Genomic DNA, 14,959 nt, shown 5'->3' on the forward strand with positions numbered 1-14,959 from the left:
CCCGTGCGTCCCGTACGCCGAACGGGTGACGTACGACGCACCGCCCGATGACGACTGTCCCGGATGGAACATTAGACTCGACAGACCCGGCAAAGCTCGATCACAGTTCGAACGCAAGGAGGCACGGGTGCCGCTGCTGACCCGCATCAGGGGACCGCGCGATCTGGACAGGCTGGGCCCGGAGCAGCTGGAACAGCTGGCCGGGGAGATCCGGACCTTCCTCGTCGACGCCGTGTCCAAGACCGGTGGCCATCTCGGCCCGAATCTGGGTGTTGTCGAGCTGACCATCGCCCTGCACCGCGTCTTCGACTCACCGAAGGACCGGGTGCTCTTCGACACCGGTCACCAGAGCTACGTGCACAAGCTGCTCACCGGCCGCCAGGACTTCGGGATGCTGCGCACCAAGGGCGGCCTCTCCGGCTACCCCTCGCGCGCCGAGTCCGACCACGACGTCATCGAGAACTCGCACGCCTCGACGGTGCTGGGCTGGGCCGACGGCCTCGCCAAGGCCAACCAGGTACTCAAGAAGGACGACCACGTCGTCGCCGTGATCGGTGACGGCGCGCTCACCGGCGGTATGGCCTGGGAGGCGCTGAACAACATCGCCGACGCCAAGGACCGCCCGCTCGTCATCGTCGTGAACGACAACGAGCGCTCCTACGCGCCCACCATCGGCGGGATGGCCAACCACCTCGCCACGCTCCGCACGACCGACGGATACGAGCGCTTCCTGGCCCGCGGCAAGGACCTCCTGGGACGCACGCCGGTCGTCGGCAAGCCGCTGTACGAGACCCTGCACGGCGCGAAGAAGGGCCTCAAGGACTTCATCGCCCCGCAGGGCATGTTCGAGGACCTCGGCCTGAAGTACGTCGGCCCGATCGACGGCCACGACATCGCGGCCCTGGAGTCGGCGCTGGAGCGCGCCAAGGGCTTCGGCGGACCCGTCATCGTGCACTGCCTCACGGAGAAGGGCCGCGGCTACCAGCCCGCCGAGCAGGACGAGGCCGACCACTTCCACGGCATCGGCCCGATCCACCCGGACACCGGTCTGCCGATCAAGGCGTCCGCCGCCAGTTGGACCTCGGTCTTCGGCGACGAGATGGTCAAGCTCGGCCGGGAGCGCGAGGACATCGTCGCCATCACGGCGGCCATGCTCCAGCCGGTCGGCCTGACCAAGTTCGCGAAGGAGTTCCCCGGGCGGGTGTACGACGTCGGGATCGCCGAGCAGCACGCGGCGGTCTCCGCCGCCGGGCTCGCGACGGGCGGGCTGCACCCGGTCTTCGCGGTCTACGCGACCTTCCTCAACCGCGCCTTCGACCAGCTCCTGATGGATGTGGCCCTGCACAAGTGCGGTGTCACCTTCGTACTGGACCGGGCCGGGGTCACCGGCGACGACGGCGCCTCGCACAACGGCATGTGGGACATGTCCATCCTCCAGTGCGTCCCGACGCTGCGCATCGCCGCCCCGCGCGACGCCGAGCAGGTCCGCGCCCAGCTGCGTGAGGCCGTCCGGGTCGAGGACGCGCCGACCGTGGTGCGCTACTCGAAGGGCGTGGTCGGCCCGGCCGTCCCCGCCGTCGGCAGGGTCGGCGGGATGGACGTGCTGCGCGAGGCGGGCACCACCGCGCCGGACGTCCTGCTCGTCTCCGTCGGCGCGCTCGCCCCGATGTGCCTGGAGATCGCCGAACTGCTCAACAAGCAGGGGATCTCCACCACCGTGGTCGACCCGCGCTGGGTCAAGCCGGTCGACGAGGCGCTCGCCCCGCTCGCCGAGCAGCACCGGGTGGTCGTCACCGTCGAGGACAACAGCCGGGCCGGGGGCGTCGGTTCAGCGGTCGCCCAGGCGCTCCGCGACGCCGGGGTCGACGTCCCGCTGCGGGACTTCGGCATCCCGCCGCGCTTCCTCGACCACGCCTCGCGCAAGCAGGTCATGGCCGAGATCGGGCTGACCGCGCCGGACATCGCGCGCCAGGTCACCGGCCTCGTCGCGAAGATCGACGGCCGGTACGACAGCCCGTCGGCCGCGTCGGCGGAGCCCGCCCGCGACTGACCGCACCACCCACGCGCGCGGCCGCGCGGCACCGGACGAGCCGGTGGGGCCTACCTGTACGGGTGGTCCCACCGGCTCATTCGTGTGAAAGGTCCTCACCTGCGGGTACATCGCACTCACGCGCTCCGATCATGGCGAGGACTACAAGCGTGGAGGTACGCCCGTGAGCACCAGTCTCTTCCGGACGAAATCCGTGGAGCAGTCGATCCGGGACACGGAGGAACCGGAGCACGCACTCAGGAAAACGCTGTCCGCACTGGATCTGACGGTCTTCGGTATCGGGGTCGTCATCGGTACCGGGATCTTCGTCCTGACCGGTCTGATCGCCAAGGAGACTGCGGGCCCCTCGGTGGCGCTGGCCTTCGTGGTGGCCGGTGTCGTCTGCGCCCTTGCGGCTCTCTGTTACGCAGAGTTCGCGTCCACGGTGCCGGTCGCGGGTTCCGCCTACACCTTCTCGTACGCGTCGCTCGGTGAGCTGCCGGCCTGGATCATCGGCTGGGACCTGGTCCTCGAACTCGCCCTGGGCTGTGCGGTGGTGGCGGTCGGCTGGTCCGGATATGTGCGCTCACTGATGGACACGGCCGGGATCGGTATGCCGCAGGTCCTCTCCGGGACGCATAACGGCAAGTTCGGCTTCGATCTGCTGGCGGCCATCCTGGTCCTGGTGCTGACCGGAATCCTGGTCCTGGGGATGAAGCTCTCCTCGCGCGTGACGACGATCATCGTGGCCGTGAAGGTCACCGTGGTCCTGCTGGTGATCATTGTGGGCGCGTTCTACATCACCGGATCGAACTACCACCCCTTCATCCCGCCGACCGTGAAGGGTTCGGCAGGCAGCAGCCTCAGCGCCCCGCTCGTACAGCTCTTCGGGTTCGCGCCCGGCTCCTTCGGTGTGATGGGCATCTTCACCGCGGCCGCCGTCGTGTTCTTCGCCTTCATCGGCTTCGACATCGTCGCGACCGCGGCCGAGGAGACCCGCAATCCGCAGCGCGACGTGCCGCGCGGCATCCTCGGCTCGCTGGCGGTCTGCACCGTGCTGTACGTGGCGGTCTCGATCGTCGTCACCGGGATGCAGAAGTACACCCAGCTGTCCACGGACGCCCCGCTCGCCGACGCGTTCAAGTCGGTCGGACACCCCTTCTGGGCGGGCGTGATCAGCTTCGGCGCGGCCGTCGGCCTCACCTCCGTCTGTATGATCCTGCTGCTCGGCCAGAGCCGGGTCTTCTTCGCCATGAGCCGTGACGGACTGCTGCCCAAGGTCTTCTCGCGGGTGCACCCAAGGTTCGGTACGCCCTACCGCTCCACGATCCTGCTCGGTCTGATCGTGGCGCTGGTGGCGGGCTTCACCTCGATCAGCGTGCTCGCCGACCTGGTCAATATCGGGACGCTGTTCGCGTTCGTCCTGGTGGCTGTCGGAGTCATCATCCTGCGCCGGCAGCGCCCGGATCTGCCGCGCGCTTTCCGGACCCCGCTCGTGCCGCTGGTGCCCATCCTCTCGGCGCTCGCCTCGTTCTGGCTGATGCTGAACCTGCCGGCCGAGACCTGGATCAGGTTCGGTATCTGGATGGTCGTCGGCGGTGTCGTGTATGTCTGGTACGGGCGCGGGCACAGCCGGATGTCCGAGCGGGCGCAGAAGTAGCCCGGCCCGGTGCCCGGGCCCCGGCGGGCTCGGGCACCCACCGCTCTCACCAGGCGGAATGTTATTCTCAGCGGTACCGTTCGACCGGTTGAGGGAAGGCTGGCAGCCAGCCATGTCGTCGCGTTCCGTACAGGCCGCAGGCCCCGCCACGAGCTGCTGGCTGCTGCGGGGCAAGGACGGCAGCCTCAGCGCCTACGCCCCGGCGGACGGCGGTCTGCTCCGCTGGACCGAACAGCGGCCCGGCGGGCCCGACTGGACGGGGCCGGATTTCATCGAGGCCCCCGGTCTCACCCACGCCACCCTGGCCCAGGGCCCGGACACCTATGTCCATCTGATCACCCGGCGCACCACCGCCAAGGGTGTCGAGCTGATGCACACGACGCAGTACCAGACGGGCCGGCCGTTCGGCCCCTGGCACTCCCTCGGCAATCCGCACAAGGAGGAGGACCGCGCCCGCGCGGTCGGGGTCCCGGCGGCGGCGGTCGCCGACGACGGCCGGGTTCATGTCTTCGTACGCAACGCGGCCGGCGGCGTCAGCCTGCGCAGACAGGGCAAGTCCGGCAAGTGGGAGGGGTGGAAGGACCTGAAGGGCAGTCACCTCCTGGACGGGATGCCCGCGGCGGTCGCCGTCGGCGGCCGGGTCGAGCTGCTGGTCCCCGCCGATGAGCAGCTGTCGCGCTGGTGCCAGGAGGAGCCCGGGGGCGACTTCACCGAAGCCGAACCGTTCACCGCCACGGCCGCCGCCGGATCCGTCACCGGGCTGTGCACGGCGGACGACCGCGCCACGTACTACGGCTGCGCACCCGGCGGCGCCGGGGTGACCGCGCACCGCCGGGGGACCGGAGCCCTGGCGCTGGGCGGCGCGCCGGACGGCGGTCCGGTGGCGGTGCTGCGCACCTCCATAGAGGGCTATGACTGCACGGTCCTCGCCCACCGCGCCAGGAACGGCCGCCCGGCCATCGCGGCCTGCCCGACCGAGGGCGAGGCGGACGGCCTGTGGTGGACGGAGACCGGCGAGCCGTCGGTCGGCGCGCCCGCGCTGGCGGTGGACGCGGAGGGGCGGGTGGTGCTCGCCGCCATCGCCGGGGACGGCACCCTGCGGGTGGCACGTCAGAAAGCGGAACCGGGCCTCGCACTGGCGGCATGGACCAGGGCCTGAACTGCCGTTCCTGCGGCAGGTGGTACCGGATGACAGCCGGAAACGGCGGTCCCGTGGCCGGCTCCACGGACTGATTTCCGGCACCGCCCCTCGAATTCGCCGAAACGGGGCCGTGCCGGAATCAGAACCGGTCCGTACGGAGCCGGACCAAAGCGGTCAACCGCCGTGCGCCGGTGACTTCTTGGCCGACTCGGGGATCTCCGTGTCCGTGTGGATGGCCTTCCACAACTGCGTGGCCTGTGGCTCGGCCGCCACCACCCGGTTGGGGTCGGCCTTGTCGTACGCCACCGGGAGCATGATCGTCTCCATGGTGTCCGGGTTGACGCCCTTCATGCTGCGGGCGAACTCCGCCAGCTTGGTGAGCGACGCCAGATCCGAGTCGGTGGTCAGCGACTTGGTCGCGGAGTTGGCGATCTTGTACGTCTTGGTGGGGCTGCTCAGCACGTCCTGCTTCTGCACCTCGCTCAGCAGGTCGAGCAGGAACTGCTGCTGGAGCCCGATCCGGCCCAGGTCGCTGCCGTCGCCTATGCCGTGCCTGGTCCGTACGAACTCCAGCGACTGGGTGCCGTTCAGCTTCTGCGGGCCCGCCTTGAGGTTGAGGCCGCTGGCCCCGTCGTGGATGTCCTGCGGGACATCGACGGTGACCCCGCCGAGCGCGTCCACGAGGCCCTTGAATCCGGCGAAGTCGACCTCCATGTAGTGGTCGATCCGTACGTGGGACATCTGCTCCACGGTCTTCACCACACAGGCCGGACCGACCTGCGAGTAGACCGAGTTGAACATGACCCGGTTCGCGGAAGGCACCGACGAGCCGTCCGACTTGGCGCACTCGGGCCGGGTCACCAGGGTGTCGCGCGGGATGCTGACCGCGGTCGCCCTGCTGCGCCCCTCGGGCACGTGGATCACCAGCGCGGTGTCGGAGCGGGCGCCGCTGACGTTGCCGCCGGCTATCTTCCCGTTCTCCCCGGCGCGGGAGTCGGAGCCGAGCACCAGCAGGTTCTGTCCGGTGGTGGGCAGCTTCTCCGGACGGTCCTTGCCGAGCGACTTGTTGATGTCGACGCCCTTGATGTTGCCGTTCAGGTTGCTGTACAGCCACCATGCGGTTCCGCCCGCGGCGAGCAGCAGCACCAGGAGTACGAGCAGAGCGATGCGGAGCCCACGACGGCGCTGCCGGGGGGCTTTGCGCGAGTGGGGCGGTGTGGTGGTGGCCTGAGTCATGCCGTAGTTGTCCTCTGATCCCGGTAATCGGCTTTGTGGCGGGGTGACGACCGCGTCTGGCATGGGGGGACTGGCGGTCGGTCGAGTGCGACAGCGCGAAAAAAGGGGGGCGTCGTTGCCGCCGGTTTCGATTGGCACCAGAGCATATAGGCAAATGTGTGCGTCTTGTGTGCGTCTATCGTGCTGGTGTGCGTAAGAGCCTGACGGGCGGCCACCCGGCCGGAGGCCGTCCAGCAGGCTCAGGGGCGGGAACCGCGGATTCCGCGGCGGAAGGAGCGACAGCGCGATGGTGGCATCAACCGGGCCCCGTGCCGAGGAGTACGGGCGGGACCCGCGGCCCGCGGAGTCTGCCGGGGCCCGGCGGGAGGCGGGCGCCGTCCTGCTCGTCGCGGCCACACCCGCCGACGCGGCCGTCCTGCTCGCCGGCGCCAGCGCCGGCGGTCCCGGCGAGGTCGCCGTGGTCTGCCTGGAGAGCGGGGGACCGCAGGAGCGGCAGATGTTCGACCGGGCCGTGTCCGACGCCGTACGGCAGGGCCGGCGGGTCCGGGGCGAGCCGCGCGTCCTCGCGTCACGTGGCGACGGTACGCAGGCGGTCCTGGGCGAACTCCGCGCCGTACGACCGGCGGTGGTCCTCACTACCGGCCCCGACGCACCCTCGGGAACTCCCGCCGGGGACCCCGGTACGGAGCAGCGCCGCACCGCAGCCGCGAGCGCCGCTCTCCGGGCGGCCGATGCCTACCAGCGCGAGAGCGGGCAGCCGCTTCTCGTCGACTGCCGGGAGGCGGCGCCCACCGACGCCGTCGGCCCGGTGCTCCGCCCCCGATACGCGCCGCCGGGCACCTGGCTGATCAGGGGCAACGACGGCCGTCTCTCCGGCTATCTGCCCACGGCCGGGGCGGTGCTGCGCTGGACCGAGGGCGTGACCGGCGGGTGGTCGGGCCCCGAACGGCTGGAAGCCCCGGGCCTGTTGCCCGGGCTGACCGTGGTGCAGGGGCCGGACGGCTACGTACGCCTCGTCGGTCTGCGCCGTACCGAAGGCCGCGGTGGCGCGGTCACCGTCGACGTCGTGTGCGCGACCCAGTACCAGACGGGGCGCCCGGCCGGGCCGTGGCACTCGCTGGGCAATCCGCACCGCGCCGAACCGGAGCGGGGCCGCCATGTCGGTTTCCCCGTGGCCGCGTTCGACGACGACGGGACGCTCCATGTCTTCATCCGCAACGACGAGCACACCGTGAACACCCGCCACGAGAAGCCCAATGGGTCGTGGTCGTCCTGGCAGCATCTGCGCGGCGCCAAGACCGCGGACGAGCTGGTGGCCCTCCGGGTGCCGGACGGCAGGGTGGAGCTCTTCGCCCGGCTGCGGGACGCCCCCGGGACGGCGCGCTGGAGCCGGACGGGGCGCGACGGCGCCTGGGCCGAGGACACCGGCTCCAACGTCCATGCGGCCGCGGACAGTCTGGCTCCCGCGCCGGAGAGCGGAGCACTGCGCTACCGGTACGCGGGGACCGGCGAGCTCTGCCAGTGGCAGTGGAACGCCCCGGGCCCCGTGACGCTGCACAGCTCCGATGCCATGGGAAGGGTCGCCGGTGCGACCGGTGCCGACATCGGCGGCTGGGCCTGTACCGTGCTCGTCTCGACCGACGCGTACGGGTACTGCCTGGCCGGTTTCCATGTCGACGGACGGCCCGATTCCGGTGTGTGGTGGTCGAGTACGGAGCAGTGGTGCCTCGTTCCGCCCGCCCTCGTCCGGGACCGGCTCGGCCGGATCACGATCGCCGCGCTGGGGCCCGATGCCCGGCTCGCCGTCACGCGGCAGCTGCCCGGCGGGCAGGGGCTGGATCTCGCCCCCTGGGCCTAGTTGGGCCAGGTCCGGGCGTCCGGCGGCTCGCGGGGGCGGCCAAAACCTGCCGGTACGTAACGTACTGGTGTCTTGTCCGTAACCTGGTTCCGGGTACTATTCTGACCCAAGGTAAAGCTCAGGTTAACGTTTTGGGTGGGTCCCCTGAAGCTTTGCCGTCACTGTGGTGCCGCTTTTGCGTCCGCGCTCTGTCGCGCACGCATGCCCTGGGGGGGGAAATGCGGGTCCGGGTGTGCGTTTCGACGATGAGAAGAGGACGAGATTGATAGCCGCACTGATCCGCCATGCCGAAATAGGCAAGGGCAAGAACGTTCTTGTCCTGTTCCTGCTGCTGGCAAGCTACTTCGGCATGCTGGTCTCGGGCGCCCTCGGTCTCCTCTGGGCCTTCACTGCAACCCTGGTCCTCAGCTACGCGACCGACTTCTACCTGCACCGCGCCGAACCCGACCTGATCCGCTTCCTCGGCAAGCTCAAGTGGGGCCTCAGCATCCGTGTCCTGACACGGGAACTCGGCGTGCTGGTGCTGCTGCGGGACACCGTCGGCGACGACCGCGACATCTTCACGGTGGTCTTCCTCGGCTTCGCGGCCGTGCACTCACTGCGCCTGCTGTACACGTTCCTCTGCATGTTCATCAAGCGGCGCCGCGCCCTCCCGGTGCGCGTGCGCAACCTGGATCTCAGCGCCCTGAACATGCCGGAGCCGCCGCCCCCGATCGCCTTCAAGTCCTACGAGCGGAAGCTGCTTCACCTGGACAGTGCGGTCATCGCCGGCGCCATCGCCTCCCGTGCCACACATGTGATCGGCTTCAGCGTCCTCGGCGGCGCGCTCGCGGTGACCGTCGCCGTTCTCGGCATGGTGATCCTGCTGCCGACCATCAGGCAGTGCCGCCGGGTGCCCAGCCACGAGCGCACCTTCCGCATCCTGAACAAGCAGGTCGCCAAGTACCGCCCCGAGGTCGTCCTTTACTTCACCTACGCGGCCGGCGCGCGCGACTCCGCCTACCAGGTCAACATGTGGCTGGACACTCTCTCCCGGCTCGGCAGGCGGCCGTTGATCGTGCTCCGCGAGGTCACCACCCTGCGCTTCCTCGCGTACACCTCGCTGCCGGTCGTCTGCCTCCCGAAGGCCGATGACCTCAGCCTGCTGGAGCTGCCCGAGGTCCGGGTGATCCTCTATCCGGCGAACGCGGGCAAGAACGTCCACATGCTGCGGGTGGCGGAGGCCAAGCACGTCTTCATCGGACACGGCGACAGCGACAAGCTGGCCAGCAGCAACCGGGTGAGCAAGGTCTACGACGAGATATGGACGGCGGGCCAGGGCGGCGAGGAGCGCTACCAGCGGCTGCGCGGCACCATCCCCGGCTCCGCCCTCGTGCCGGTCGGCCGCCCGCAGCTCAGCGCGGTCGAGTCGGTCTCGGCCCGGCCGGGCGGCCGGATGACCACCGTGCTGTACGCGCCCACCTGGGAGGGGTGGACGGCCGACCCGTTCCACACCTCGCTCATCCTGATGGGCGAGAAGCTCATCCGGATGCTGCTGAACCAGCAGGAACCGGTCCGGATCCTCTACAAGCCGCACCCGTTGACGGGCAAGCGGTCGGCCGAGGCGACCCGGGTGCACCGGCGCATCGTGGCTCTCCTCGACGCCGACAACGCCAAGCGCGACCGCACCAAGGACGGCCGGAGTTCCCGCGCCTCGCAGGCGGACGGCGACAAGAAGCTGGCCGGCCTTGAGAGCCGGATGGCCCGGCTGAAGGCATGGACCGTGGTCGGGGTCTACGGCCTCTGGCACAAGGACAGGTCCGTGCTCGCCCGGCCGCCGAAGGAGACCTGGGAGGAGTTGCAGACCCAGTGGCACGAGACCTTCTGGGCCGCGGGCGGCGGTGAGCGCCACCAGGTGGTCACCGGGCAACTCCCGTCCCTCTACAGCTGTTTCAACGAAGCCGACATGCTGATCAGTGACATCTCCAGCGTCGTGTCCGACTTCGTGGCGAGCGAGAAGCCGTACGCGGTGTCGAACCCGTCCGACTCGGACCCCGAGCTCTTCAAGCAGCTGAACCCGGCGGCGTCCGCCGCGTACATCCTCGGCCCGGCCTGCGAGGAGCTGGCCGTCTGCGTCGACGCCGCACGCTCCGGCGGCCGGGACCGGCTGGCCGGTCACCGGGAGCACCTCAAGCGCTATCTGCTCGGCGACGGGGACTCCATGGTCCGCTTCAACGATGCGGTGAACCAGTTGTTCGCGCGGGGCATCGCGGAATTCCCGGCCGGGGACACCGCGGAGCCGATCCTCGCCAACCCGTTCACGCAGGGGGCCGCCGCGGTACCGGACCAGCTGCTGGAAAACACCGCGCCCATGCCGCAGTTGGGGTGGATCGGGCAGCAGCTCGGGCCGCAGGAATCGATGGAACAGTACTTCTGACCTGTGTTCCGGCCTGCGGGCGGTGACACGATCCGATGGAGGGTACGGCGATGTACGGGCAGGAGATGCCTCGCAGACGGATGTTCGTCACGGGCGATTCCACGGTGGTGACGCGCTCCGTCGACTACCTCCCGATGGCCGGCTGGGGGCAGACGCTCCCGCTGTTCCTCGGCCCGGCGGTGGAGGTCATCAACTGTGCGCGGGCGAAGGCGAGTTCCAGGAGCTTCTACGACCGGGGCCGCTTCCAGTGGATCCTCGAACGGGCCGCCCCCGGTGACTACGTGCTCATCAGCTTCGGCCAGGTCGACTGGGAGCCGGCGGACGGCCTGCACACCGAGCCCTTCGAGGCGTACCAGCAGTACTTGCGGCAGATGGTGCACCTCACCAGGGAGGCGCAGGCGCACCCCGTCCTCGTACTCACCCACGAGCGGCGCAAGTTCGACGCGTACGGCAATCTCCGGCGCTTCCTGCGCACCTACCCGATGGCCGTGCGGGAGGTCGCGGAGGAGATGTCTGCACCCCTCGTCGACCTCTACGCCCAGAGCCTGGCCTGGTGGGAGGAGCTCGGCAGCGACGCCGCCAAGGAGCTCTTCGCGCATCTGCGGCCTTACGAGAACCCCGTCGCCAATCTCAAGGGCGCCGACGACACCCACCTCCGCGCCGAGGCGGCGGTGGAGTGCGCGCGCTTCATCGCCCGCGCCCTGCGGGACCAGGGGCTCGTCCCCGCGTCCTGGGTGCACAGCCTCGACCGGTCGGACTTCACCACCGACGAGATGGGCTGGCTGGACACCGCGACGTTCGACCGGCTGACCAAGGAGCGAGTGGCACAGGTGCCGGACGCGGCGCGGATCGGAGCCGGGCGATGACCTTCCTGCTGGGCGTGGTCCGCATCCAGGAACCGGGCTTCCCGGACAGCGCGACCCAGGCGGCCGTGCACTGCGACGCGCACCCCATGACCTCCGTCGCTCCCGGGCAGACCGTCCGGATCGCCCTGACGGTCCAGGCGGGACCGGGCATCGGACATGCCTACGGCTACCTCGCCGAGGACTCCTTCGCCGGGGCCGCGGACGTGGTGGCGGTCCAGGGCGCCGAGTACTCCTCCCTCCTGCGGCACTACCGGTCCCGCGCCGAGAGCGGCGGTTCGGAGAGCGCCGTCCTGACCCTGCGGATCCGCCAGGACAGCACGGAGCACGTGCTGCGTCCGGCGGTCTCCGCCGCCATCCCCGGCCGGGACCCCCGCAGGCTCCTGCGCACCGAACCACTGGCCGACCTGGGGGTGCGGATCAGGGGCTTCTCCGCCCCCGGCCGCGCCCTGAACGTCTCCGAGCACGCCGCGTACGCGCCCGCGCTCGTCGATGTACGGGACGGCCTGCCGCAGGGCACGGTCGTGGTGGGACACAGCCAGCCGCGCTCCGGGCAGGTGACCGTCACCCACGACGGTGTGCTGGCCTTCCAGGCGGCTCCGGGCGCGGTGGGCTACGACCACTTCCAGTACGCCGTGCAGTCGCCGTCGGGGGAGCGGGCCGAGGGCCGGGTGGTCATCCACATCGGTGATCTCTCCGAAACCCCGGGGCTGCTGACCCCGCCCGGCTTCAACGGGGCCGGCACCACCGCGCACGCGCCGTGGACCCAGCCGAAGATCCACGGTCCGCTGCCCTGGCCGCACGAGGGCGCAGCCCTCCCCGGCTGACCCGCGCCCCCGCTCGCACCACCCCCGTACGCAATGAAGTCTGGTGATCAGCGTCGTGAACCCCGTGTCCCTCCACCCCAAGGAACAGCCCGACGTCAGCGTGATCGTCGACGTGGCCGACGCCGTCGGCCGGATCGGCGGCTGCCTCGAATCGGTGCTGGCGCAGGGCGATGACGGATTCCTGGTGGAGGTGCTGGTCCTCGACCGCGGCTCCCAGGACGGCACCCGCGAGACGCTCCAGCAGTGGGCGGCCCGGTACCCGGCGCTGAAGTGCTCCTCGTCGCCCACCACGACGGACACTCCGGCACAGGCGCGCAACGCGGGCATCGAGCAGGCCACCGGCCGCCATCTCCTGTTCCTCAGCGGTACGGACCGGCTCGCCCCCGGCGCGCTGAAGAGCATGGTGCGGGCAGCCGACGAGAACGACGCCGATGTCGTCCTCGGCAAGGTGGCGGGCCTGGACGGGCAGAAGGTCGGCACGTCCATGTTCACCCGGAGCGTGGCCGACGCCGATGTCGCGGCCTCACGCGTGTACTGGTCGCTGAGCGCCGACAAGCTGTTCCGCCGTTCGCTGGTCGACCGCTGCGGTCTGCGCTTCCCCGACGACTGGTCCCTCGGTGAGGACCAGGCGTTCACCGCGCTGGCCTATCTGTACGCGGACCGGATCTCGGTCGTCGCCGGCCAGGTCTGCGTCGAGCAGGCGCGCCGGGTCGCCGGGGTGAACACCTCGCGGTTCAGCGGTTCTCTCGCCGACCGGATGGCGCTCACCCGCCGGATGGTCTCCCTCGTCACGGAACGGGTCCAGCCGGGCCCCCTCCGGGACCAGCTGCTCGCCCGCCACTTCGAGCTGGAACTCGGCAAGGCCACCGGGTCCGCCTATCTGGCTTGCGAGGATCACGAGTTGCGCCGGGCCGCGCTCACCGAGTGCCGTGGGCTGCTCGAACTCCACGCGGGTCCCGAGGTGTTCCGGAAGCTGCCCCGGCCGCTCTCGGTACGCCTGGAGCTGATCCGCCGGGGCCTGTTCGCCGAGGCCGAGCGGATGATCGCGTTCGAGCAGGGCAAGGAGAAGGCCGCGCTGCTCGTGGAGGAGGGGCGGGCGTTCCGCCGGTACCCGTTCTTCCGGGACCCCGAACTGGGGCTGCCCGACGAGTACTTCGAGATCACTCACACCTTGCGGGCCAAGCACCGGCTGACCGGGCTGAGCTGGTCGGGCACCGTGCTCAGTGTGCACGGCCACTGCTACATCGAGCAGTTGTCCACCCGCGATCCTGCCGTCCGCGTGGTGCTGCGCGAGCGGGCGAGCGGCGCCGAGTACCGCTTCCGCGTCTACTCCACGCCCACCCCCAAGCTGGACGCCGCCACCCGTGCCGACCGTGCGCAGGCCGGGTTCGAAGCGCGGCTCGACCTGTCGGCCGCCGACGGTTCCCAGCCCGTCGCCCCCGGGCTCTGGGACATGTTCCTGCACGTCTCCTACCAGGGAGCGGGCAAGGAGGTACGGCTCGGCGGGACCCGTGCGGACACGGTCACCGACCGGACGCGGCAGGGTGTCGTGGTCGGCCGGGCGGACGCGTCAGGGCTGGAGACGGTCTGCCACCTCTACGCCACGAAGGCCGGGAACCTCACCGCCGAGGTCTCCGCGAGGCGCCCGCTGCCGCAGTGACGGCGGGGCGCGGGTCTGTCACACGGTCTGTCACAGGGGTCTGTCGCACGGGTCTGCCACACGGGTCCTTCACGCGGCTCCCTCAAGCCGGTCCTCCCCGCGGATCTCTCACACCCTGCCGCACGAGTGGATCGCCAGCATCCTGGCCCGCGAGCTGCCGGTAGCGAAGCCCACACAGAGCCGGGGGCCGCCCGTCAGCCTGACGGCGAGCCCTTCCGGCTCCCGGTAGGCGAGGTCCGCCGCCACGGTGATCCGTCGCGGAGCGGGGACCTGGCCACCCCGCAGGCCGACCGCGGTGACCCGGGCATTGCCCCCGGAAACGGCCGGGTTGGCGCCGGACGACGGTGTGTACGCGTTGCCCGCGAGCTGGTACACCCGGTCCCCGTACAGCACACACCCCTGGAACGTCTCGGCCGCAGCCCGTCCCCGCTGGCGCACCGTGTGCAGCGGCTCGTAGCGGCCCGCGAGGAAGTCGGCCATGCCGTACACCGCGTACCACTGCTGCCGTCTCCCGTACGCCGGGACCGTCCAGTAGCTCACCATCACCCGCCGCGCGGTCATGTCGACACTGGGCTGGTTGGCCACTGAGCCGGGCACCGGGCGGTGGTGGCGCAGTCCGGGGTGGTCGCTGTCGAGCACAGCGCCGTCCCGGAACGCGAACCGGGTGATGGCCTGTCCGTACCCGGTCTCCGGGTGGGCCTGCGACTCCGTCCAGAGGAGCGCGCCGGACGCCGACGGCTCGACCCCGAGGGAGACACCGTGGCCGAACCCGCGCAGGAACATATGGCCGCGCGTCCGCCCGTCCGCGGACAGCCGCGTCACACAGAGATCGCCCCGCTTGTCCCGCTCCGCGCTCGACAGCCGGCGCGGCTCACCCGGAAGCCGCATACCGCCCTGGACCAGCTGCACCGCGTAGATGTCGCCCCGGCTGTCGTCGAAGGCGAACGACTGGGGCACCGTGGTCTGGTGCAGCGCGGTGGGGGCCAGGATCTGCGAGGGGTCCGCCGCCTCGAACGTGCCGTCCCCGTGCGCCCGTTGTTCCGCATACCACCGGCCGCCGGCCAGGCCACCGGCCGCGGCCGCCGCCGAGACGCCCGCCCACAGCGCGGTCCTGCGTGAGTACTTCCGCTGCCGTTCCACGAACCGAATTGCTCCCCAGCGTCCGCCGACCGGCAGGTACTCGACTCCCAACCCCCACGAACCCGGGGAAAGGTCATTTTGTCACACCACGACCGCGGGCCCTCAACGGCGAGTGCCCGCCCCGGGACG

10 protein-coding genes are annotated in these 14,959 nt (G+C 70.6%); 8 read left to right on the forward strand and 2 right to left on the reverse strand.

Going from position 1 to position 14,959, the window contains the following annotated elements:
• Window positions 1-127 precede the first annotated feature (127 nt).
• The 3 genes from dxs to OHB13_RS29605 all read left to right on the forward strand — a co-directional run bounded on the left by dxs (window position 128) and on the right by OHB13_RS29605 (window position 4,848).
• Window positions 128-2,050, forward strand: coding sequence for a 1-deoxy-D-xylulose-5-phosphate synthase (gene dxs, locus OHB13_RS29595; protein WP_328379093.1), 1,923 nt, complete (start codon window positions 128-130; stop codon window positions 2,048-2,050).
• A 163-nt stretch (window positions 2,051-2,213) separates the two neighbouring features.
• Window positions 2,214-3,689 (forward strand): amino acid permease, encoded by a 1,476-nt coding sequence (locus OHB13_RS29600; RefSeq protein WP_266851915.1) that lies wholly within the window; start codon window positions 2,214-2,216, stop codon window positions 3,687-3,689.
• 112 nt (window positions 3,690-3,801) lie between these two features.
• Window positions 3,802-4,848 carry a hypothetical protein gene (locus OHB13_RS29605; protein ID WP_328379094.1) on the forward strand — a complete coding sequence of 349 codons (1,047 nt, stop codon included), beginning with the start codon at window positions 3,802-3,804 and terminating at the stop codon, window positions 4,846-4,848.
• Window positions 4,849-5,004: 156 nt separating this feature from the next.
• On the opposite strand, the gene OHB13_RS29610 is transcribed toward OHB13_RS29605, so the two are convergent.
• On the reverse strand, window positions 5,005-6,066 hold the full coding sequence (locus tag OHB13_RS29610) for an LCP family protein (RefSeq protein WP_266851912.1): 1,062 nt from the start codon (window positions 6,064-6,066) through the stop codon (window positions 5,005-5,007).
• Between the two features lie 286 nt (window positions 6,067-6,352).
• Here OHB13_RS29610 and OHB13_RS29615 point away from each other — a divergent pair, with 286 nt between their 5' ends.
• The 5 genes from OHB13_RS29615 (at window position 6,353) to OHB13_RS29635 (ending at window position 13,690) form a co-directional block, all read left to right on the forward strand.
• Window positions 6,353-7,924, forward strand: coding sequence for a hypothetical protein (locus tag OHB13_RS29615; RefSeq protein ID WP_328379095.1), 1,572 nt, complete (start codon window positions 6,353-6,355; stop codon window positions 7,922-7,924).
• Between the two features lie 262 nt (window positions 7,925-8,186).
• The gene (locus OHB13_RS29620; protein ID WP_328379096.1) at window positions 8,187-10,340 is read left to right on the forward strand and encodes a hypothetical protein; all 2,154 of its coding nucleotides are present in this window, start codon (window positions 8,187-8,189) and stop codon (window positions 10,338-10,340) included.
• Window positions 10,341-10,390: 50 nt separating this feature from the next.
• Window positions 10,391-11,206, forward strand: coding sequence for a rhamnogalacturonan acetylesterase (locus tag OHB13_RS29625; RefSeq protein ID WP_328379097.1), 816 nt, complete (start codon window positions 10,391-10,393; stop codon window positions 11,204-11,206).
• Window positions 11,203-12,030, forward strand: a complete 828-nt coding sequence (locus tag OHB13_RS29630; protein ID WP_328379098.1) for an Ig-like domain-containing protein — start codon at window positions 11,203-11,205, stop codon at window positions 12,028-12,030. The genes OHB13_RS29625 and OHB13_RS29630 overlap by 4 nt, the downstream gene beginning before the upstream one ends.
• Before the next feature lie 43 nt (window positions 12,031-12,073).
• Window positions 12,074-13,690: a glycosyltransferase family 2 protein gene (locus tag OHB13_RS29635; protein ID WP_328379099.1), complete on the forward strand. Its 1,617-nt coding sequence runs from the start codon at window positions 12,074-12,076 to the stop codon at window positions 13,688-13,690.
• Window positions 13,691-13,798: 108 nt separating this feature from the next.
• On the opposite strand, the gene OHB13_RS29640 is transcribed toward OHB13_RS29635, so the two are convergent.
• Window positions 13,799-14,830, reverse strand: coding sequence for a phage baseplate protein (locus OHB13_RS29640; RefSeq protein ID WP_328379100.1), 1,032 nt, complete (start codon window positions 14,828-14,830; stop codon window positions 13,799-13,801).
• Window positions 14,831-14,959 lie beyond the last annotated feature (129 nt).

It is taken from the genome of Streptomyces sp. NBC_00440, from assembly GCF_036014215.1.
Taxonomy (GTDB): domain Bacteria; phylum Actinomycetota; class Actinomycetes; order Streptomycetales; family Streptomycetaceae; genus Streptomyces.